We start from the raw sequence: 21,800 nt of genomic DNA, 5'->3' as shown, positions 1-21,800 counted from the left end.
GCCGCCATACCGGCGGCCGCGGCGTTATGCCTGAAATTGACAAATAAATTCGTTTTGCTGCAGCGCGATATGCAGTTGGCGATAGCGCTGATCGTTGGCGCTGCCGGTCAGTAAGGTGTGGCTGATCTGCGGCAGCAGGGTGTTGGTCAATATAGCGTCGACCATGCGGCCGCCGGACTCCACCTCGGTGCAGCGGCTGACGATCTGCTCGATCACCGCGTCGTCGAAGGTGCAGACGATATCGTGGTTCTCCGCCAGTCGGCGCTGCACTCGCCCCAGTTGCAGGCGTACGATATTGCCCAGCGTGGCGTCGGTCAGCGGGTAATAAGGCACAACCAGCAAACGGCCAAGCAGCGCCGCCGGGAATACCGACAGCAGCGGTTCGCGCAGGGCGCCGCTCAGTGCCTCCGGCTCCGGCACCAGGTCCGCATCGCTGCACAACCCGGCGATCAGATCGGTGCCGACGTTGGAAGTCAGAATAATGATGGTGTTACGGAAATCGATATGGCGGCCTTCGCCGTCTTCCATCCAGCCTTTGTCGAACACCTGGAAGAAGATCTCGTGCACGTCCGGGTGGGCTTTTTCTATTTCGTCCAGCAGCACCACGCTGTAAGGGCGGCGGCGCACCGCTTCGGTCAGCACGCCACCCTCACCGTAACCCACATAGCCGGGAGGGGCCCCTTTCAGGGTTGAAACGGTATGCGCCTCCTGGAACTCGCTCATGTTGATGGTAATCACGTTCTGCTCGCCGCCGTACAGTGTTTCCGCCAGCGCCAGCGCGGTTTCGGTTTTCCCGACGCCGGAAGGGCCTGCCAACAGGAAGACCCCGACCGGCTTGTTCGGATCGTCCAGCCGTGCACGTGAGGTGCGTACCCGACGGGCGATAAGATCCAGTGCATGCCGTTGGCCGATAACCCGCTGGTTCAGCGTATCCGCCAGTTGCAGTACCGCGTCGATTTCGTTTTTCACCATGCGACCCAGAGGGATGCCGGTCCAGTCGGAGACCACCGCGGCCACCACGTTGGCATCGACGGCGGCGAAAATCAGCGGGGCCTCGCCCTGCAGTTCGCCTAGCTGTTGCTGCAACTGCGCCAATTGCGCGCGCAGTTCATCGGCAGAGGGCTCGGGTTGTGGTTCCTCTGTGATCTCCTCAGTCGTTTCAGCCTCAATATCTTCCCGATGCAACTGGGCGCGCAGGTCGATAATCTGTTGGATCAGCGCCAACTCCTCCTGCCAGCGGGCCGTGAGCTGTTCCAGTTGCTGTTGCAACAGCGCCAACTGAGCTTCGATATCCTGTGGGCGCTGCGGATTGCCGATGCCGACCTTGGCTTCGCGCTGGGCGATATCCAGTTCAATCTGCAACGCTTCAATGCGGTGGCGGCAGTCTTCCACCTGGGCCGGCTCGGCATGCTGGCTGACCGCCACGCGGGCGCAGGCGGTGTCCAGCAGCGCCACGGCCTTGTCCGGCAACTGGCGAGCCGGGATGTAGCGATGCGACAGGCGCACGGCGGCGTCGACCGCCTCATCGAGCAACAGCACGCGGTGGTGCTGTTCCAGCGGGCTGACGGTGCTGCGCAGCATCAGCAGCGCTTTGTCTTCGCTCGGTTCATGCACCTGCACCACCTGGAAACGGCGGGTCAGCGCCGGATCTTTCTCAATGTATTTTTTGTATTCCGACCAGGTAGTGGCCCCGACGGTACGTAATTGGCCGCGTGCCAGCGCCGGTTTCAACAGGTTGGCGGCATCGCCGGTGCCCTGTGCGCCACCGGCACCAATCAGTGTATGGATCTCATCGATAAACAAAATGATCGGGGTGGGGCTGGATTGAACTTCGTCAATCACCGTCTGCAGGCGCTTTTCAAACTCGCCCTTCACCCCGGCCCCGGCCTGCAGCATACCGATATCCAGCAGATACAGCTGGACGTCGCGCAGCTGTGGCGGCACATCACCGGCCACGATACGCAGCGCCAGGCCTTCGACCACGGCGGTTTTGCCGACCCCGGCCTCACCGGTCAGCAGCGGGTTGTTCTGGCGGCGACGCATTAAAATATCGACAATCTGGCGGATTTCCTCGTCACGCCCGGTCACCGGATCAATCTCGCCGTTGCGCGCCTTGGCCGTCAGATCCTGAGCATATTGCGCCAACACGCTGCCGCCAGTCTGCGCTGCCGTCGGCGTGGTATCGGCCTGAGCGTTCGGCGTCAGGCTGTTTTCCGCCGAGTGGGCGGTGATGGTGGCAAATTGTTCCATCAGCAGATCGGCGTTGATGCGATCAAACTGGGGGGAGATGGCTTTCAGCAGGTGGCGCAGGCTGTAGGTTTTCAGGATGCCGAGCAGCAAATGGCCACCGCGGATCTGCGCAGCACCGAATTTCAGCGAGCCGTAAACCCAGGCCCGCTCCACCGCGCTGTCGATATGTTCGGACAGATCGGAAATTGCGCTGGCACCGCGTGGCAAACGATCGAGCGCTTCGACGATATCGCGCGCCAGTTGCCCCTCGTCCAGTGCAAAGTGGCGGATCACCTGTTGCAGGTCGGCCTCCGGTGCCTGCATCAGTTGATGCAGCCAGTGCGCCAGCTCAACGTAGGGGTTACCGCGCAGCTTGCAAAACGCCGTCGCACTTTCCAGAGAGGTGAATAACAGGCTATCGAGTTTGCCAAATAATACCGAGCGGCTGATTTCAGACATGGTTTTCCTCAGGTCTCAGAGTGGCGGAGCGCTGTGCGGCTCCGGCCAAAATAATAGTCAGAACGGGTTTTCCAGCGGTTCGGGGCTGAAGATCAGATCGTCAAGGTCGCGTTGGTGACGGGCGTCTTCCAGCCAACTGCTTAATCCCAGGCGCTGGGCACCGCCGAGTTGGGTGCCGCTGAGCTGATCCTTCGCCAGGATCAGCCGCACTTCCCAGACAAACTCAATGCCCAGATACTGGCGCACCCAGTCGCGCAACTGCCGGCACAGTTCGGCTCCGGGCAAAAAACGCTCATAGTTTTGTTGCGACATTGGCCCCAGTTCAATGCGGAACTTGTGTTGAATATCGCGCACGGCAATCCCAAGGAACGAAGACTCACCGAGCCGGGGAGCGCCGCGACCTGCTTTGAGGCGCGCCTGTTCACGGGGTTCTACCCGCAGCCAGTGTGGGACGTTTTCCACGATGCGCACCGGCACCTTGAAGTACTGCTGCAAGATTTTGCTTAGGCCTTCCGGGTCACGGCTGTGGCGAATCAGATGACCGGCCATAAAATGCTTGGCATGGGCATTGATGCTGTCGCGCTGCTGCTGCGCCGGTTGGCCGATGCCAATCAGGCTGGAAAGGTATTGGTCGAAACGCCGGTTATCCTGCCGATCCAGCGATACCGTGGGTTGTGCATCGGCCCAGGCGCGGTAAAACAGCAGCGTCAGCCGGTGGTGAAACAGGTTGGCAAAGGCCAGCAGGGTGGTGTCCTGGTGGTGATAAACCCGTTCACGCACATATTCGGTCAGGTGCAGCGGCAGCGGCCCGTTGGGGCCAAACAGGCCAAAGCTGAAAATCGAAACGTCGTGCAGCGGGCTTTGTGGCCGTGGGCTGACCTGTGCCAGCGTCGACGGGGCGAACGACAGTGAAGGTTCTTGCCCCAGCCGCAGCATTTCATGGCGCGGCAGGGGGGCTCGCCCCAGCAGGTAGGCCTGCCCGCCCTGGGCGTCGAGGCGCCGCAACAGCTGAAATAGATCGTGCTTATAAGGTGCATTACGGAGCCGCAGCCAGAAATCTTCCGGCAGGCGGTGCAAGGCATTGATCTTGGGCGATACCGTCAGTTCCGCCTCGGTGTGGAGGGCGCTCATATCAGCGTCCTTTTGCCCATGCGCGCCTGCCAGTGGGCAATTTCACCGCGTTGCTGGCTGGAAAGCGTCATCTCGGTAAAGGTGTTCATCGCTACCAGCCGGGAGAACAAACGCTCCAGTACGCTCCCCAGCAGGTAGGGGCTGCTGCCGGAGAACGACTGTTCATCGACGGTCAGATCGATGGCAATACCGCGGGCAAACACTATCGGCCCCGGCTCGGGCACCCGGCGGTATACCGGGCGCAGGTTACAGTGGCGCACGCCCTGGATCTGCTTGGTGATTGCCGGCTCGCTCAGGTTGCCATACAGACCGAGCAACTGACGCAGGCTGGCAGCCCCCTGTTCCGGGTCGCCGTCCATCATGCTGAGGTAGTTCAATTGCAGTTGGCTGATCAGCCGCCAGGTGATCATTCCTTCGGCCAGCGCCGGACGCGGCGGCGTCGGGCCTTTTTTCAGCGACACCTGTTTGATCGGGATCGAGTCCGGCATCACGAAATTGCCCTGATCCTGCTGTAACAGCATCAGCGGCAGATCGCGGCTGGTGCACAGTACGTCGGCGGTAAGGTATTTCAGGTCGCTGTGCCACGGCGATTGCCGTTCATCCACCAGCGAGACGAACACTTCCGAGCCGACATAACCGGTGCGGGTGCCGTAGCGACGGGCGTGTTCGGACAACGTGCGCTGCTCGCGCCGCAGTGAAAAGTAGGCGCCGTAGTTGCCGTCATCCGCGCTTAGGGTGCTGTAAAACGGCCGGAATTCCTGCTCATAGCGTTTTTCGCTGGCGCTGCCACCGAGCCGCTGTACCGAGAACACTTCATAATCAAGCGGACGAATGTTATCGACCACCAGATGATATTCATGGCTTTTTTCGCTGACCGTGATGCGTTCGGCGACTTTCGGGAACAGATTAATCACCGGCGTGCAGTGCAACGCCAAATGGGCGACGTCGATTACCCGTTCCAGCGCCGCATCCTGGCGGTCAAGCAACACCAGGATCTCAAACTGCCGCAGCGTTTTTTTGCCTTCGCGTACGCTTTGCAACAGCGGGCGTATGCCATTGACGCTGAAGAACTGGAAGCGTGCAGGGAAGGCAAAATATTCCTGCAGCAGGCGATAGCCTTCAAAATTGCGCAGATCGTTCGGCAGCAGCGCCTGATCGGCGGCAAAGCCTTCCTGCCGCAACCCGTCCAGTGCCAGCACCCGCCGCTGCGGTTGCGCCTCTACCGTCTGGCAAATCAGCCCGACGCTGTGCTGCATCAGCAGTTCCAGCAGTTGCTGTGCCTGCAAGTCCGGGCCGGAGAGATAAAACATCAACTGGTCCAACTGCAGGTTGTTGAGCGTGACGCTGTCATAGCACTCCAGCCGGATGCGCAGCGCGCTGACGCAGCCACTTTGTTGCAACCCCAGGCTGGCCAACGGAATATCGGCCGGAATGCCGCCCAGCTCGACGCTTTTCAGCCGCACCGGCTGCAGCGTGACGTCGTGCGCGGTGGTGTAGCTGCAGGTGATGCCACTCTTTTTCAACGACTGGCTGTCCATCATGGTGCCGCGCGGCACGACAAAGCCGTTGCTGATATCGCCCTTGTTGCTGTCGGGTTGCAGCTCGGCAATCGCCATCGATGGCGTTGGCGACAGATAGTTGGGGTAGATAATCTCCAGCAGACGCTGGGAGAAACGCGGAAACTCCGCGTCCATCTTCAGCTGTACGCGCGAGGTGAGAAAGGCGAAGCCTTCCATCAAACGCTCGATATAAGGATCCGCTACGTCGATACCGCGCATGCCAAGGCGGCCTGCCACTTTGGGATACTGCTCGGCGAACTCTGCGCCCATCTCACGCAGATAGGCCAGCTCGCGGTTGTAATAGTCTAAAAGTTTACTGTCCATCGGCTTACCCTATGTCTTTCAGATCGAAGTGGCCGTTTTCCAGGTCCACGTCGGTACGGAACAGAAACTCCAGCGGATAGGGCACGCACCACAGGCGTCCCTTGATTTCAATCGACAATACGTTGTGCAGCTCCAGCGAGCCGGTGTCCGAAATGCAGCGCACCTGCAACCCTTCGGGCAGGATGCGCGGTTCGAAATTGAGGATGGATTCAGTCAGCGCCAGCTGAATATCCTGCCACTCGATGTCCGACATGCGTTTGCCGGCCAGCGAGGCGATGCCGTAGTTGAGGGTTGAACGCCGTACCTGCGGAAAATCGCCCAAATCGAGACTGGACTCGCTGTTCACGCAGTTAAACAGCCACTGCAGGTCGCGCAGCACCCGGCGGCGCAGTTCGCTGTGCGAGACCAGGTTGCGCACCTGAGCTTCCTTTTTTTTCTGCGGTTCGTCGTCGGTCAGCATGTCGAGCAGCACCGGCTGCATTTTGTCGCGTGACGTCAGGCGTTCGCTGTCCTGGCGGGAGCGATAGCCCTGACGGCGCAGGTCACCATCATCATGTTGGGTTGGCCGCTTGCTGTTCATCGTCAGGCGCTCGCGTTAAAACTCAGGTGGCGCAGGCTGTGTAGCGGGAACTCATCGTTCTCGCTCAGCCAGGTTTTCAGACCCTGTCCGGCGTAGTGCGGACCTTCGCCCAGAGCTTGCCATTCGGTACGTTTGCCGAGCAACAGCGCATCGTCACTGTCTGCGTTCAGGGGATAGCGGGCGGGCAGTTGGCAGACCTGCTCGCGACCGTCGTTCAGTCGCACCAGTGCGTGGCTCCACACCAGATCAACGGCGCTTTGTGGGGCCTGGAACTGAATTTCCGCGATGTCGGCGAACGGCAGCCAGTAATAGGTGCCGTTCAATGCCAGTTCGCAAACCGGGCCGAGACGACCATCACCGTCGGTCAGCCAATCAAACGCCACGGGCTGTGGCTGTTCAGCCAGGGTCAGTTGCCCGGCACTGGCCGGTGCCGCTTCCAGCGCGTCGTCGCGCAATGCCTGCGCCTGTTCGGTTTCGCCCAGGGCATCGTGACGCAATGCCTGGATCATGGGTTGCAACCAGGGCTGACTTTGTTGCAGCAGCGCGGGGGCGGCCTCGCCGGCAAACACTGCCTGACGCTGCAGTTCCGCGTTGACCGATTGCATTAACAGCAACGTGGTGGGCTGGGCGATGGGCTTCAATGCCTGCCAGGATTTCAGCTGCGCATTGGCGCGCTGCCAGTTGCCGCTCAGACACAGCAGTTGCACCAGCGCGGCACGCAGATCGGCATCCGCCGGACGCGCTTTGATCTCATTTTCCACTGCGCCGATAGCGGCGCTGACCGAGCCGCCTTGCAACATGTTTGTTAATGATTTCACAGGGCTTTCCTTAATAATCAGTGAGTGGCGTTGTTTACCGACAGGTAGCTGCCACTGGCAGGGTCAAGGCGGTCCTCGGCCAGCTTTTCCACCAGCTTGAAGTTCAGCGGCGTGGCCGGGCTGGCAAGCAGTGGCTGCCAGGCGCGCTGGGCCTGCTCAATACGTTGTTTGACTTTGGCGGTGTCTGCGGCTTCTTCACGCGGCATTTCGACAATCACTTCGCCGTTAAATGACCAGGCGTGAAGCTGTGGGGCGAAAGGTAACAGCGCGAAACTGCCTGGTGCCTGCGGGTTGGCACCGAGTACCAGCCGCTGCACATTGGCGCTGATCACGCTCAAGGGGCGCTCGCCAACGTTGATCTTCACCAGCGGATAGCCTTGATAGAACGACAATGCCGGCGAGGCGGTTTTGCCATCTTGCTGTAGCGTTACGCTGCTGCTGCCGTTTAACCAGCCGTCATCACCACAACGCAGGGCGTCGCCACTTGGGATAAACAGTGCGCTGCCGCTGGCTTCTTCGCTCCAGTAGGTGCGGAAATGGCAGCCCTGTGGCAGGTCAAATTTTGGTACCGGTGCGCCGTCTGCCTGCGGCGAGGTGACCGCCACGGCGGCGGGGATCACCGGCGCTGGCGGGGCAGCCGGTTCGACGGCCTGCTGTTTGTGTACCGGCTTCCAGCCCCGTGCCTTGCTGGCTTCGCCGGACGCCAGTTTTTCACCGCGTTTGTCGGTCAAAGTCCAGGGGAGTTGGCTGGCTTTGGCACACTGCTTGGCCAACAGATTGCCAACTCGCGGCAGGAAGTCGTCCAGGACTGCGGGATCTTTGCTCTGTGCCGAAACGATGCGCAGCGGGATGGTTTTGCCGCACCAACTTGCCGGCTGGCTGTTTTTGACATCGTCGATAAACACTTCCAGCTTCTGGCTGGGGGAGTAGACCAAGCGATAATTCGCCGCCTGCGCGGCCGGTATCGCCATCAGGGCGATAAATCCGGGCATCCAGTATTTCATAGGTAACCTTGCTGTGAATTTGTACCTGACTCAGTCGCGGGACAGAAACCGCTCCGCATCCGCCAGAGAATGCAGCAGGGTGGTTTCCTGCGGTGAGCCAATCCAGACGGCGATAGCGCTGTAGTTATCGCTGTTATTATTTTTCTTCCATGCCTGCTCCATCAGGGCAATCCACTCGCTGGGGGAGTTGACCATATGCAGCGATTGTTCCAGTTCAGACTGGGTAAAGCTGTGCCAAAAACCGTCGGTACACAGCAGGAAAACGTCGCCGTCTTCCAGTTGCAACACGTCGCTGTAGGTGGCGTCGCGTTCTTCATTCAGACCCAGGGCGAAATACAGCAGGTTGCTGTTGATGCCGCTGGTTTGGTAGCCGGCATCCTGCATTTGCTGGATCAGACTGTGGTCGGTGGTCACCGAATGCAGATAGCCGCGACGGAACAGGTACAAGCGGCTGTCACCGGCGTGCGCCCAGTAAGCCAGTTGGTAATCGCGATCGATAAACAGACTGACCAGTGTGGTGCCCATCTTGCCGTATTCGTCCGACTGGCGTTGCTGCTGGTGGATGGCGGCATTGGCACTGGCAATGTGTTGGCGAATGCTCTGGGCATTGAGGTGTTTTTCACCGTCGAAGTTTTGCAGGATGGTGTCGTGTGCCAGTTTGGCGGCAACGTCCCCACCGGGAAAACCGGCGATGCCGTCACAAACCACGAAACAGGCGGCGCGGTTACCGACCACTTCACCGGTCTGATCCTGATTAGAGGCGCGGCCGCCCTGATTGGAGGTAGAGGCTATAGTGATATTCATTACGCGTCCGGTTGGGTCTGTGAGTCTTTATATTGATTCACTTCAACATCATAGGCGTGCAGGAAGGCTTCGCCGAACAGGGTGTGAAAGTCGTCTTCGATTTCGCCGGAAGTCTGCTGATAGCTTTTCACGAAGTAATCCCACAGCGCTGCCTTGCGGCTGGCCGGCAGGGATAAACGAGGTGCCGCGCCTTCCTTGCGCGCCTCTTCTTCAAGACGATCTGGATTAAATGACTGCAACATGGCGGCGATGATGGCGCGAATACCGGCGATCATGCCTAACTGGTGCGCCTGCAGGTCGATCAGTGCGTCGCGTACCGCCTGTTCCGGCGGCATAAACCCCGGCATCTTGCTGCCGAACATCTGCATCAACACCGTTTTGCCCGAGGGCAGCAGTTTGAACGGGTTATTGGCCTCGTCGAGGATCATGGTCATCTCGGCCTTCACGCCGCGCTTAAGGATTGAGCGTGAAGAGAGCAGGGCGACGGTACCCTGAGAGAACAGGCTCAGCAGTCGACCGGCCTGGCGCAGTTGCTGCTCATCAAAGTGCGGCTGTGGCTGCAGGTCATCCAGGCCTACCCCCTGGAGTAATGCGGCCAACAGTGGGCCTTCCAAGCGCTCACCTGCAGGTGCGCTACCGTTTTGGGCACGCGCAGTCTGATAGGCAATCGGATCGATACCCAGGCGGTTGGCCGGGCGTGGACGCGGTTGCGGTGGGGTTGAAGGAGAAAACTGTGGCTCAGGTTGCGGAATAGGCTCCGGCTGAGCGACCGGCTGCGGCGCGGCTTTGGGTTGTGGTGCTTCCACCGGGGCGGCCATCACCGGTTGCTGTAATGGGGGCGCCGGTTGTGGCACCGCAGCCGGAGGCTCTGGCTGTGCCAGGGGGACAGCACTGCCCATCAGCAGACCGAGCGGATCGTTGCTGTTCAACGCGTCCGGCGATGTGGGGGCAGAAGAACCGCCAAACAGCGCCAGCGGATCGAGTTCCTGCTCATTTTTTTCCAGCTCAGCGGGTTTGATCGGCGCAGCTTGGCTGGTGGTCGGACGCTGTTCGGCCAACAGCGCACTCGGGGTGGTATCGGCCAAAATTGGATCGCGTTCGAAGGTGGTGTCGGTGTTGAACAACATTGCCGGATCGGTTTGCTGCGACTGCAGTTGACGTAGTTCGACGTCGCCTGCCAATTGCGCCAGCGGATCGGCCGGGTTCATCTCAGGCTCCGGGGTTTCCAGCAGCGGATGGCTGTCCTGATTAATGACGGGAGCCGGGCGCGGATTCACCGCTGCGGCTGGCGTGAACTCTTCTACCAGGCTGTCCCAGATCTCATTCGGGATGGGGGCAGCCGATTTTTCTTTGGCGACCGGCGTAGTCACTGGCGCCGTGTCGGCGGTTTTCACTGCCGGCTGAGCCTGCGGTGCAGCCGCTTGCTGTAAGGAGGTAACCTGGATTTGGTAATCGTCGATGCCGAGAATGTCACCATCCTGCAGCTCCACCTGACGGCCGCGCTCTAGCGGAATATCGTTCAGCAACACGCGGGTGACGTTACCGCGGTTGGTTACGCGGCATTCGCCATCAGCAGAAATATGTACGATCGCCTGCAACCGCGAGATGGCGCGCTCTTCGTCCGGCAATACCAGATTGTTGTCCACGCTACGGCCAATGGTGCCGCCGGGCGGCAGAAAGTCGCAGCTGCTCTGTGGCGGAACCTGGCCACTTTTATTTTTGACAATAGAAAATCGCATAAGGCATTCCTGCTGATTAGGAGATATTGCAGTTAATTATTATTTCGGTGTCTGGCTTACAAAAATTGGCTGTTATTTTGGTAAGCCAGTTTGTGCTGTGGTTTTAATATGTTAATGAGAAATTTAAGAAGTAGATGATATTAATTTTATGATGATTAATCATTTTTGGTTTTATTGTTTATTCGTTGCGTGTTTTTTGAAAATAACTTTAGCTTCTGCGGATTGAGGAAGCGAGAGGCATTCCATTGTATGGTATGAAAACCCCCGGACAAAGCCGGGGGGATACAGATTAAGCTTCGCGGTTTTCCTTGATATTCCAACCTGCGCTGCTTTCTGCGCCTTTACCACCCTTATCGCTCTGCTCCCAGTATTGCTGTTTCACTTTTGATGCCTGGAAGGAGTAGGTTACGCCTACGGTGTCTTCACCGCCGGCACCGGTGTACTGCACGGCAGTGACCAGCACGTCGTCCAGAGTGATTTTGACGTATTCAACCTGGCTGCCACCGGCTTTACAGACTGACAGTTCAATCTTGGTCAGGTGTTTACCGCTGGAGCAGTGCTTCAGCAGTGCAGGGGTTGACTTGTCGACCAACGCGTTGACATGCAGATCGTTAAAGCAAACCTTACCGGCACCGCCGCCACCACCCACGCTCATGTTGCCTGGTTGAGAAGCGCCCCAGGAGAAAGAAGTAATGTCGGTCCAGCCTTTGTGATTTGAATCTTTAGATTCACCGCTGGCACCTTCAACTTTCAGGAACATATCAATAGCCATAGTATCTACTCTTTTTAGGGATAAATAACATTGCTGCTTTCGAAAAAGCACTGAATATGGCAAATAGGAAAGCATGGGGCCGAATAAAATCGTCCATATTTTACCTCTGCCTCGGCTTGAACTATTTTCATAGCTCAGTGAAACTCGAAACGACGATATAAGGTTCTCGCTCCGAATGGGTTAACCACAAAACACGGATGAAATGCTAGACATTAATCCACCCGTTACACTAGAATCATTTCCCAGTGTTTGTTTTGTGATCTTAATGAGGTTTAAATGAAAAAGATTATTGCTGTCGTGCTTTTGATTACTTCGTTCATTATTGGCGTTTATGCACTTGTTGATGTCATTCGCTCTGTTTACTATGTTGTGGCATATGAGTCTTTGACTGCAAATTCTATGGGGGTTGTTTTTGGTAAAACACTCTTCTTTATAATTATGGTTGTCGTGTTTTTGCTGTCTGGGAAGTTTTATAATAAAAATTAATTTCAAGGTTTGTTTTTTTGAATGGTAATTAATGGCGAATACTATCGATATTAATTACCGAGCCATCATTAAAAAAGACAATGGCCCAATGCTGATTACTGCGGGTTATCCTGATTCCACGAGTGATTAGGATCACCAACAATGACTTCACGAGATAATTTATCCAGCTCGGGGCTGTGATAAAGCCTCAGGCAGTTTAAGGTTACCCCTGTACTGCTGTTTTTAGTCTCGCTGTGAAACGCGTTCACTCTGGATTTGAACTTATCGATGAGAGTATTCACTTTCTCATCACCGGCTTCGATATCAAACGGCATCCATTCTCTCATCGCATTGGCGGTTCTGGCCGCATCAAGAGAGAAGGTTTTGTCTGATTCGGATACCTGCGCCAGACAGCGAGTCAGTGCCAGCTCTTTAACCACCTGGAAATAAGGCATTTGTTTGATAAATGCTACTGGGTCTTGGATATCCGTGGCTTGCGACTGCAATGAAACACTCAGTAGCGTTGAAAGCAGACTGAATTTAATTAGAGTATTCATGGCAACTCCCAAAAGTTGGCTCGAGGAGTTGAGTAATTTGTGCCCGGCTCATTGAAATAGCAATGATCCGAACAACTGGACCCATTCCAGAACGTAGCATGCCCACCTGCGTTGTCCCATCCGGATACTTCAAAAAGGATTAGACCTTTTTTATTGGCCAGTTGGGTCACGGGTAGTTGAGGGAAATTGATAATTAAATCTGGTTTTCCCCATGTTTTTGTCAAGTATGAAATAAGATCACGTACTCGGAAAAAGTACCATTTCTTATCTGCACCAGAGACCGTGAGTTGGCTTATTCTGGGGACCGGATGCCCTGTATAGTTAAGTACATAACTCATTCTCACAGCACAGCTATTTTCCCATCCTCCAGCATTCACGGGGATCTCGAAGTTGCGCTGCACTGCGCCGCCAATGGTATTTTTCACTTTTCCCAGCGAGTCATTAGCGTCATAAATATTTTTGGCTGCTGTCCATGCAGCGAGAAATCGTGGTCTTGCTCCCATATCCTACCTCCATGTTATTTTTTCAGGCCGTGTTCCCACGGCCTGACTTTCAGCACATCAGGATGCGTCGTTCTGCTTCAGTGAAGGCAGTTTCGATACCAAACGCAGGGAGACGGTCAAGCCTTCCAATTGATAGTGCGGGCGCAGGAAGAACTTGGCGCTGTAGTAGCCTGGGTTGTCTTCGATTTCTTCCACCTGTACTTCCGCAGCGGCCAGCGGTTTGCGTGACTTGGTTTCCTGTGAGGAGTTGGCCGGGTCGCCATCCACGTAGTTCATGATCCAGTCGTTTAACCAGCGTTCCATATCGTCGCGCTCGCGGAAGGAACCGATCTTGTCGCGGACGATGCACTTCAGGTAATGCGCGAAGCGGCAGCAGGCGAACAGATAAGGCAGGCGGGCAGAGAGCTGGGCATTGGCAGACGCATCGGCGTCGTAGTATTCCGCCGGCTTTTGCAGCGACTGGGCGCCGATAAAGGCGGCAAAGTCGGAGTTTTTGCGGTGTACCAACGGCATGAAGCCGTTCTTTGCCAGCTCGGCCTCGCGACGATCGCTGATGGCGATCTCGGTCGGGCACTTCATGTCCACGCCACCGTCGTCGCTCGGGAAGGTGTGGCACGGCAGATTCTCCACCGCACCGCCAGACTCCACCCCACGGATCGCAGTACACCAGCCGAACTCTTTGAACGAGCGGTTGATGTTGGCGGCCATGGCGTAGGCGGCGTTGGTCCAGGTGTAGTTACCGTGGTTCGCGCCGTCGGTTTCTTCCTCGAAGTCGAACTCGTCAACCGGATTGGTACGGATGCCATACGGCAGGCGTGCCAGGAATCGCGGCATTACCAGGCCCAGATAGCGGGCATCTTCCGATTCACGCAGGCTGCGCCAGGCGGCGTATTCGGTATTTTGGAAGATCTTGGTCAAATCGCGTGGGTTGGACAGCTCCTGCCAGGACTCCATCTGCATCACGCTCGGTGCGGTACCGGCGATGAACGGGCAGTGGGAGGCCGCACTGATTTTCGCCATCTCGCCCAGCAACTCTACGTCCTGCGGGCTGTGGTCGAAGTAGTAATCGCCCACCAGGCAACCGAAGGGTTCGCCGCCGAACTGGCCGTACTCTTCCTCGTACACTTTTTTGAAGATGGGGCTCTGGTCCCAGCCCACGCCCTTATGGCGCTTCAGCGTGCGGCCCAGCTCCTGCTTGGAAATGCTCATAAAGCGGATTTTCAGCATTTCGTCGGTTTCAGAGTTGTTAACCAGATAGTGCAGGCCGTGCCAGGCACCTTCCAGCTTCTGGAATTCAGCGTGGTGGATAATCTGGTTAACCTGCTGCGACAGCTTTTCGTCGATTTCGGCGATCAGCGCCTGAATGGTGCGATAGGCGTCAGAGGAGACCGTCACGGTGTTTTCCAGCGCCTGCTGCGCCAGGGTTTTTACCGCATTTTCCACCGCTTCTTTGGCCTGATCGGTTTTCGGGCGAAACTCTTTGTTCAGCAGCGCGCTGAATTCATCGCTGGAGAAAGCTTCGCTGGTCTGCAGCGCTTTTTGTTGCTGAGGCGAGTTGCTCATCGATTAGTCCTCACGCTGATTGTTGTCGTCCGTGGCGGCCGGTTTCGGCGCATCGGTCAGGGATTGCAGTAAAGCCGGGTTTTGCAAGATCTTGGAGATCAGCTCTTCAGCGCCGTTTTTACCGTCCATATAAGACAACAGGTTGGAAAGCTGGGTGCGGGCGTCCAGCAGGTTGTCCAGCGCGTCGACCTTGCGGGCAATCGCAGCAGGGGAGAAGTCTTCCATGCTTTCAAACGTCAGATCGATATTCAGTTTGCCTTCGCCGGTCAGGGTGTTGTCGACCTGATAGGCAACGCGCGGTTTCAGCGATTTCATGCGCTCATCGAAGTTGTCGATGTCGATCTCCAGGAACTTGCGCTCATCAACGCTCGCCTGTGGATCCACCGATTTCCCCACCAGGTCTGCCATCACGCCCATCACGAACGGCAGCTGGATTTTGCGCTCTGCGCCATAAATTTCGACATCGTATTCAATCTGTACGCGCGGTGCGCGGTTACGGGCGATAAATTTCTGCCCGCTACGGGATTTCGAGTTTGGCATGATTTACTCCATCTAATGGCGATTGGGAACGCGCCTCTTCCGGCTTGGAGAGTCAGGTTCAAATGCGGTTATGAGTATCGTTAAGAGAACAAAGGGGTCGGCGGCTAGTTGTTCTCCTCGTTATCGGGGCGACCCAGAATGGTCTCCAGTTGGTTAAGACCATCGGGTGCCAAATCACGGATTATTTGCATAAAGTCCAGTGCAATCAGCCGCTGTACCCGGTCGATCATCAGCGGCGCCGGGTGGCTGGGCTCATGAAGACGAAAATAGTGTTTTACCTTGTCCAGCATCAGTTGGGCGTCGTCGCGTGACTGAATTTGCGCACTCCGCCAGTTGAGCGTGGCGGCCGGGGCCGATGCGGCAGCACTCGTCGGTGGTGCGGCGATATCGTCGGGCTGTTCGGCTGACTCGCTGACCGAGGCGCGGTCCTGGCCGAACTGAGCGACCAGGGCGAAAATCTTTGTCAGGTTGTGCATTTCCGGCAGGGCGCTTTCACCCAAATGGCGAGTGACCGTAGTACGGATGGCACCGAGGGTTTCGGCGATGCGCATCACCAATTGCGCTTCCGGGCGCTCCGGCTGAGACAATTCATCCTGCAGGCGCGCACGGCCACCAGGAAAGGTAGGGCATTCGAGCTTACTGCCGTCGAGCAATGCCCCGGCGTCGCGCAGCGAGATTTCACCGGTTGCCCCTTTCAGCAGAGGTGCAGCACGCACGCTGGTGGTCAACGCGGCCTTGTCGCCGAGATCGGCCAGCACGTTGATGCGAAACAGCGGGTCAGCCTCGCCGTCGAACTCCAGCAACGGCAGCAACGTGTCCCAGTAACGATCCAGCGCCTGGTGGATCAGCATCAGGCCGTCGGCGTAGCCTTGCAACCCGCGCAGCTGCGTCCAGGCGCGGGTCAGGCACAGCATTACCCGTAAATCCTTGGTGCGTGTCAGCAGCGTGGTCGCGAGCCGTTCCACCTGCACCCAGTCCGGCGCTTCTGCCGGAATGATGGTGCTGCCGAACTGCTGCTCGCTCTTGCCGGTCGCAGCCTGCTCCATCGCCAGAAAGTCGGTGTCATATTCCAGGTTTTCGCCGCAGGGATTTTCTGCGTCAACCGGGGCTAACAGGGTGTCGATAGCCATAAAATTTCCTTCAACAGGCGAGGTTAATCAAACATCTGCGGATATTGACCGCCACGACCGGGACGCGCCCAGCCATTGGGTTCAAACAGCAGAGAAAACAGTTGCACGGTAAGGTTGCCACTGTGCACATGGGTATAGAGCGGATGCCCATCGGCCTGATTGGTCCACCAGAAACTGGTGTACTGCGCCGGGTCGAAACAGTCGGCCGCCTGTTGCCAGCCCAGGCCGGGTACGTCCGGATGCTGGAAGCCGATAATCGACAGGATCTCGGAATCGGCCTCCGCCGGTGGGGTCGGTAGGGCAGGGATCTCCAGCAGCGAACGGTCGAGCTGCTCGGCGGAAAAACCATTGCGCACCCCATTGAGCAGCCGGTGGCCGAGCTGGTTGTACCATTCCGCCGCCATGTTCAACTGCTGAGTTCGCCAGTCTTGCTGGCAGAACAGGCGCAGGGCGCAGATCGGGTAATGACGACCTACCCGATCACGAGCGGGCAGCAGGCAGCCCATCTGGACGTACTGACTGCCGAGCGTGGCCGGAATGACGAAGTTCCATACTGGCGCATTGCTGAAAGGATTTCCGTTCGGGCCAGGTGGATTGCGCTGCAGGTTCACCAGGCCGTTATGGAACCAGTGGGCCCAATTGTTCACCACCATATCCGGCAGGCGACGCTGCAGGAAGTCACCGGCGGAAGGGATCTTGCCATACCAGCCAATGCTTGTGGTCGGGCTCAGGTCATTGCTCATTATCTTGTCCTTTCGGGGCTACGGGCAGGAGAATGCCGGTAACTGGAACGGATTGCGGATACTGTTGGGAGTGAACTCCAGCGTTACGCGGTGGCCATCCAGGTTGAAGGTAGCCTGACGGCCGAGGTTGCTGCTGCCGGCAGAAGTCTGCGCCATATCCACCAAACGGTTCAGCGCCCAGGGGCCGCTGGTGACCAGGCTGGCCGTGGAGCCGTTGGCCAGCGCCAACTGCAGGTGCACCTGATTGGTATTACGGGTACCCGGCCAACTGATCACCAGAGGTACCTGCGGACCGTGGCTGTATTTGAACAGTTGTCCGTCGATATCCAGCGTCAGGTTGAGGATGTCGTTATCCATCCGTACCGGTCGAACGGTCACGCGGTAAGACGGCGTCGCGGTGCCGTTGGCAAAGAAGGCGTCACGAATGCGTTGCGCCTGCTGAAATGAACGCAGGATGCCTTCGCCACCGGGCAGCGTTTTGCCGTCTACGCCGGGTGTGAAACGCCAGTTGGCACGGGTGGTGTCGACCTTGCCCTGCAAATTGTCACGGAAGAAGCTGTCCATCAGCCCGCTGTTGGGCGCAAACATGCGCGCCAAATCGTCCGGCGTGACTTCCTGACGCGCCCTGGCGACCAGAGGATAACGCCCGGCAATCGCCTGGCGGCAGAAGCTGCCGACTTCGACGCTGATGCGTTTCTTGACGTTTTCCATCTCTTTGCGTTGTGTGTCGCTGCTGGCACCAATCGCCAGCGACAGCAGCATCTGTTTGAACGGCACCGGTAAGCGGCCGGACTCGGCCTGCAAGCGCGGGATGATATCGCTGGGCGGTGCCGACATGCCGCTGTTGGCCGCGCCCTGAACCGCGGTCAGGTAGCTGTACAGCTCATCAACCTGTTTCAGCACGCTGTCGAACGGGATCGCCTTGTTGCCTTCACCCTGACTTTGCGCCAGCTCCAGTAATGCGGCGAAATGCGCCATTACCAGTTGTTCCGGCTGGGCAGAGACATCGCCGTCGGCGTTGGCCGGTCGATTGGTGAATAGCGCTTCCAGTTGGTGGTTGGCGCTCTGGCTCAGCCGCTCTTCGGTTTTATCCAGCAGTGAACGCGAGTCAGCAGTGCTTTTTTCGTCGCGCAGGGTGACATTCTTGCTGACGTTAACCAGCAGGTTACGCATCGGCGAAGGGGTGCCGGACAACAAACGTGCGCTGCTGATACGCTGGCTCAGGTTTCCGATATTGGCCAACTGAATATCACCCAGTAGTTCATCCCAGGCGCTGATAAAATCCTGCATGTACAGTTGGCGAATGGTCTTGATCAAATCGGCGTTTTTCTGATCCGGCGTTTTGCTGTTCAGCACCCAAACATCTTCCTGACGCAGGGTATCGGTCACCGGATCAATATTGTCGTTGAAGGTTTTCCAGTAGCCCCGAGAGGTAAACAGGCCCGGTACCCCGTCGGTCACTGGCTTACCGCTTTTACGCGAAAACGCCAGTTCGGTCTGTGGGCCGGCCAGGTCAACCAGACTGACCGGTTTAATCTCGGTTTGCTTTAGCAGCAGGCGCTTCAGACGACCGTACACCCGCTGTGACAGGGGCGCCCGGTTTAGCGCGGCCTGCGCCTGTTCCACCATAGGTTCATCTTTGGCGTAAGGCGAAGCCTGGATCTGCTCGTCGAGCAGTTGGCTCAGGTGCCATTCAATCTGCTGCAGCTGTTTCTGGGTGCTGCCCTGCGGCAGGTTGCGTTGCAGGTTGAGCATCACCCAGGCGCGCAGGAATTTACCGTCATACTGTTTTGGCAGATACAGCATCTGGTAGGCCTTCAGCGCTTCGTAGCTGAAATCGGCATCGCCGTGGTTGTCGTTGCGCAGCGTGGTGGCGATCTGCTGTGCCACCTGTGGCAGCAGCAATTCCTTCAGCGCTTTCTGATACAGCGAGTCGCTGGCGTCACTGACCTGATCGCCACGATACAGCCCCATGCGATAGGTGAAAGGGGGATCTTCCAGCGAGAAATTCTGACTGTCCGGCAAATGCAGCACGCTGTTAAGGAACGGCAGCAGCGAAAGCATATCGCCGTTGCCCAACTGCGTCAGACCCAGTCCCTGGCGTTCTACACCGGGTACCTTGGCGGCCACTTCGGCCAGATAAGCCTTGTTGTTGCTGTAGCTGGTGAACCAGAAAATCGCCAGGATCGCCAGGCAAGCCGCCAGCAGGATATAGCCCGCCCAATGCACCGCGCGGTTACGGTATTCCCACCAGCGGTTGCTGCCCGCCAACCCGGACTCCTGGAAAATCACCGATTCCAGCGTGTCTTTCAGGAAGAAGCTTTGGCCCTTGCCTGCCGGGATGGGTGCGGCCGGATCCACATGGTTCCAGGCCGGGTTGGCGTGGGCTTGGCTGCTTGCCGTCGGCAATTGCAGGTAGCGATTCAGTTCGCCCATCACCCGATCGAACGGCAGACCTTCCTGGGTGCCGCTGGTGAAGTAAATACCGCGCGGGGTGAAGCGGGTTTCAAAACTGGAGGTGGCAAACACCTGTTCCAGATACTGGCCCAGCAGCGGGCGCAGGGCCGCGAATTCCTGTGGGAACAGGTAGCTTTCAGCGCGCTGGCGACCATCATGTTCAACCAGCAGGGTTTCAGGCAGCGCAGAATCCAGTCGTTGCTGCAGCAAACCATACTGTTGTTCGAAGGTGGCATTCAGATTGAAATCTGGCTGACGCGATGCCTCATAGGGGAAGGTAAACCCCCAGATTTGTTCGCGCTGCGCCTTATCAAAGCCGTTGAAATAGGCCATAAAGCCATTAAGCAGGTCGGTCTTGGTTACCAACACATAAACCGGGAAGTGGATCCCCAACTGTTCATGCAGCTCAATCAGGCGTTTACGCAGCGAACTGGCCTGCGCGGCGCGGGCTTCACTGCTGTCGCTCAACAGATCGGCGATGCTGATGGTCACCATCACGCCGTTGATCGGCTGACGGGTACGGTATTTTTTCAGCAGGCCGACGAAGCTTTTCCACTCGTCGGCGTCTTCCTCGCGCTGGCTTTCCTGAGTGGTATAACGACCGGCGGTATCAAGCAACACGGCGTCATTGGTGAACCACCAGTCGCAGTTACGGGTACCGCCCACGCCGCGCAGGGCAGACTTGCCGAAGCGATCCGCCAGCGGAAAATGCAGGCCGGAGTTGACCAGCGCGGTGGTTTTACCGGCTCCCGGCGCACCGATGATCACATACCACGGCAGTTGGTAGAGATATTGGCTGCTGAAGTGGGTCATCCAGCGGTGTTTGCTGTCCCCCTGACCCGGTGCGAAGCGGGCTTTCTTCAACAATTGCGCCGCTTCATCAAAGCGCTGGGCCAACTGTTCATCCTGTTTGGCTAACGGCTTACCGTTTTCAGCCGGGACTTCTTCGGCGGCACGCAGGTTACTCAGCAGGCGGCGGTTGAACCAGGCACTGTAGATGCGTGGAATAATGCGGCACAGGAACCAGATCAGGTAGATAGCGCCGATGGTTAACTGGCGGTTGAGTTCCGGCTCCAGCGGCCGATAATCGCCGATAGCCACCAACGGGCCGATCATCCAGATGATGAACGCCAGCGCGGTAATGCCGGCAAAGCCCCATAACAGGCGGCTGGTGATGATGGAGAATAACGTACTGAGCATTACTTTCCGTTTCCTTGCGGCAAGCCGTTGATTTCCGCCTGGGTATTTTCTGGCGCAACCAACAGCGTAATTTCTACCCGGCGATTCAGCGCGCGGTTCACTTTGCTATTGTTCGGTGCGACCGGGTTACTTTCACCGCGGCCTTCCGCCTTCACCCGTTGCGGGTTGTCGAGGTGTTTCTGCAGTTGGGCGCTGACCGCGTCGGCGCGTGCCAGTGACAGCTCCCAGTTGGAGGCGAAGCGCGCGCTGCGGATCGGCAGATTATCGCTGTAGCCGGTGACCAGGATCTTGCCGCTGACGCCGTTCATCGCCGCGGCAATGCGGTCAATGACCGGGATATAGTTGCCGCGCACCGTTGTCGCAGCGGAGTCAAACAGGCCATCCCCTTTCAGGATCACCACGCTCTGCTGCGCTTCGTCACGCACCACCACCAGACCTTCGGCAATTTCTTTGCGCAGGAAGCTTTTCAGGCTCAGCGTCGGTGGTGCCGCCGGTGCCGGATTGCTGATGGCAACCTGTGGCAGGTTGGTCTGATAAATGGCTGCCAGCACCGGACTGGTGCTGTCGCCCAGTCGCCAGTTGAGGGCGATAAACAGCAGTGACGCCAGAAAACCGGTCAGTGCCACGCAGGCCCACAATGGCACCAGCGGGCGCCACAATTTTTGCTGTACCGGCAGATCCAGTGCGTTGGGGGACAGCGGCGGAGCGTAACCGCCGCGTACCGAGCGGATCAGTTGCAGCAGGCGTTGTTTCATGGTTTCCAGCTGCGATCGGCCGTTCTCCATCACTCGATAGCGGCCTTCGAACCCCAGCAGCAGGCAGAAGTTAATCAATTCCAGCAGTTGGATGTGTTCGCGCGGGCTTTGCGACAGCTTGGCCAGCAGTTGGAAGAACTTCTCTCCACCCCAGGTTTCGTTGTGGAAAGTGACCAACAGCCCGCTGCCGGACCAGACGCTGCTGCTGCCCCAGGGCGTTAGCGCGGCGGCTTCGTCCAGCGCGGTACACAGGCAATAACGTGCGCCGATAATCACTTCATACGGCAGATTGGCGCGCTGCCCCTGGAGTTCGAAGTGGCGAACTTTATCGATCAGTTGCTGGCGCAGCTGCCCCGGATTGGCGTGGGTGGCCGATTGGCGGATTTGTGAAATGGCGTTCAGCAAAGGGTTCGCGGCTTCTACCAACGGGTTGCCCGTCGGCGTCATGTTATTTTCCTGAGTCATAGG

At 57.7% G+C, this 21,800-nt stretch carries 18 protein-coding genes; 1 reads left to right on the top strand and 17 read right to left on the bottom strand.

Annotated elements, in window-relative coordinates:
* Positions 1-24 precede the first annotated feature (24 nt).
* The 9 genes from tssH to FCL49_RS10895 all read right to left on the bottom strand — a co-directional run bounded on the left by tssH (position 25) and on the right by FCL49_RS10895 (position 11,419).
* A complete protein-coding gene (gene tssH / locus FCL49_RS10935) occupies positions 25-2,688 on the bottom strand; it encodes a type VI secretion system ATPase TssH (RefSeq protein ID WP_174353604.1) in 2,664 nt (887 codons plus the stop codon).
* A 57-nt stretch (positions 2,689-2,745) separates the two neighbouring features.
* The gene (gene tssG, locus FCL49_RS10930; RefSeq protein ID WP_174353603.1) at positions 2,746-3,819 is read right to left on the bottom strand and encodes a type VI secretion system baseplate subunit TssG; all 1,074 of its coding nucleotides are present in this window, start codon (positions 3,817-3,819) and stop codon (positions 2,746-2,748) included.
* The gene (gene tssF / locus FCL49_RS10925) at positions 3,816-5,702 is read right to left on the bottom strand and encodes a type VI secretion system baseplate subunit TssF (protein ID WP_153859917.1); all 1,887 of its coding nucleotides are present in this window, start codon (positions 5,700-5,702) and stop codon (positions 3,816-3,818) included. The genes tssG and tssF overlap by 4 nt, the downstream gene beginning before the upstream one ends.
* Positions 5,703-5,706: 4 nt before the next feature.
* Positions 5,707-6,282, bottom strand: coding sequence for a type VI secretion system baseplate subunit TssE (locus tag FCL49_RS10920; RefSeq protein WP_017893256.1), 576 nt, complete (start codon positions 6,280-6,282; stop codon positions 5,707-5,709).
* A 2-nt stretch (positions 6,283-6,284) separates the two neighbouring features.
* Entirely contained in the window at positions 6,285-7,100 is an 816-nt protein-coding gene (locus FCL49_RS10915) for a type VI secretion system accessory protein TagJ (RefSeq protein WP_368040111.1), read from the bottom strand.
* A 17-nt stretch (positions 7,101-7,117) separates the two neighbouring features.
* Positions 7,118-8,104 (bottom strand): type VI secretion system-associated protein, encoded by a 987-nt coding sequence (locus FCL49_RS10910; protein ID WP_174353602.1) that lies wholly within the window; start codon positions 8,102-8,104, stop codon positions 7,118-7,120.
* A gap of 30 nt (positions 8,105-8,134) precedes the next feature.
* Positions 8,135-8,908: a PP2C family protein-serine/threonine phosphatase gene (locus FCL49_RS10905; protein ID WP_153859919.1), complete on the bottom strand. Its 774-nt coding sequence runs from the start codon at positions 8,906-8,908 to the stop codon at positions 8,135-8,137.
* Positions 8,908-10,647, bottom strand: a complete 1,740-nt coding sequence (gene tagH / locus FCL49_RS10900) for a type VI secretion system-associated FHA domain protein TagH (protein ID WP_174353601.1) — start codon at positions 10,645-10,647, stop codon at positions 8,908-8,910. The genes FCL49_RS10905 and tagH overlap by 1 nt, the downstream gene beginning before the upstream one ends.
* 289 nt (positions 10,648-10,936) lie before the next feature.
* Complete coding sequence (locus FCL49_RS10895; protein WP_012145727.1) at positions 10,937-11,419, bottom strand: Hcp family type VI secretion system effector; 483 nt, start codon at positions 11,417-11,419, stop codon at positions 10,937-10,939.
* A 276-nt stretch (positions 11,420-11,695) separates the two neighbouring features.
* On the opposite strand from FCL49_RS10895, the gene FCL49_RS10890 reads away from it, so the two are divergent.
* Positions 11,696-11,905 (top strand): hypothetical protein, encoded by a 210-nt coding sequence (locus FCL49_RS10890; RefSeq protein ID WP_174353600.1) that lies wholly within the window; start codon positions 11,696-11,698, stop codon positions 11,903-11,905.
* A 95-nt stretch (positions 11,906-12,000) separates the two neighbouring features.
* On the opposite strand, the gene FCL49_RS10885 is transcribed toward FCL49_RS10890, so the two are convergent.
* The 8 genes from FCL49_RS10885 to FCL49_RS10850 form a co-directional block, all read right to left on the bottom strand.
* Positions 12,001-12,441, bottom strand: coding sequence for a T6SS amidase immunity protein Tai4 family protein (locus tag FCL49_RS10885; protein WP_174353599.1), 441 nt, complete (start codon positions 12,439-12,441; stop codon positions 12,001-12,003).
* Positions 12,438-12,944: a type VI secretion system amidase effector protein Tae4 gene (locus FCL49_RS10880; RefSeq protein ID WP_112349604.1), complete on the bottom strand. Its 507-nt coding sequence runs from the start codon at positions 12,942-12,944 to the stop codon at positions 12,438-12,440. The genes FCL49_RS10885 and FCL49_RS10880 overlap by 4 nt, the downstream gene beginning before the upstream one ends.
* A gap of 57 nt (positions 12,945-13,001) precedes the next feature.
* Positions 13,002-14,507 (bottom strand): type VI secretion system contractile sheath large subunit, encoded by a 1,506-nt coding sequence (tssC, locus tag FCL49_RS10875; RefSeq protein ID WP_012145726.1) that lies wholly within the window; start codon positions 14,505-14,507, stop codon positions 13,002-13,004.
* 3 nt (positions 14,508-14,510) lie between these two features.
* Positions 14,511-15,047, bottom strand: a complete 537-nt coding sequence (gene tssB, locus FCL49_RS10870) for a type VI secretion system contractile sheath small subunit (RefSeq protein ID WP_012145725.1) — start codon at positions 15,045-15,047, stop codon at positions 14,511-14,513.
* Between the two features lie 104 nt (positions 15,048-15,151).
* Entirely contained in the window at positions 15,152-16,177 is a 1,026-nt protein-coding gene (gene tssA / locus FCL49_RS10865; RefSeq protein ID WP_174353598.1) for a type VI secretion system protein TssA, read from the bottom strand.
* A 23-nt stretch (positions 16,178-16,200) separates the two neighbouring features.
* Positions 16,201-16,920: a type VI secretion system-associated protein TagF gene (tagF, locus tag FCL49_RS10860; protein WP_153860951.1), complete on the bottom strand. Its 720-nt coding sequence runs from the start codon at positions 16,918-16,920 to the stop codon at positions 16,201-16,203.
* A gap of 18 nt (positions 16,921-16,938) precedes the next feature.
* Positions 16,939-20,577, bottom strand: a complete 3,639-nt coding sequence (tssM, locus tag FCL49_RS10855; RefSeq protein ID WP_174353597.1) for a type VI secretion system membrane subunit TssM — start codon at positions 20,575-20,577, stop codon at positions 16,939-16,941.
* Entirely contained in the window at positions 20,577-21,779 is a 1,203-nt protein-coding gene (locus tag FCL49_RS10850) for a DotU family type VI secretion system protein (protein ID WP_174353983.1), read from the bottom strand. Before FCL49_RS10850 ends, tssM begins: the two co-directional genes overlap by 1 nt.
* Positions 21,780-21,800 lie beyond the last annotated feature (21 nt).

Source organism: Serratia proteamaculans (assembly GCF_013337185.1).
Classification (GTDB): domain Bacteria; phylum Pseudomonadota; class Gammaproteobacteria; order Enterobacterales; family Enterobacteriaceae; genus Serratia; species Serratia proteamaculans_D.
This window is presented reverse-complemented; position numbering and strand designations above follow the sequence as displayed.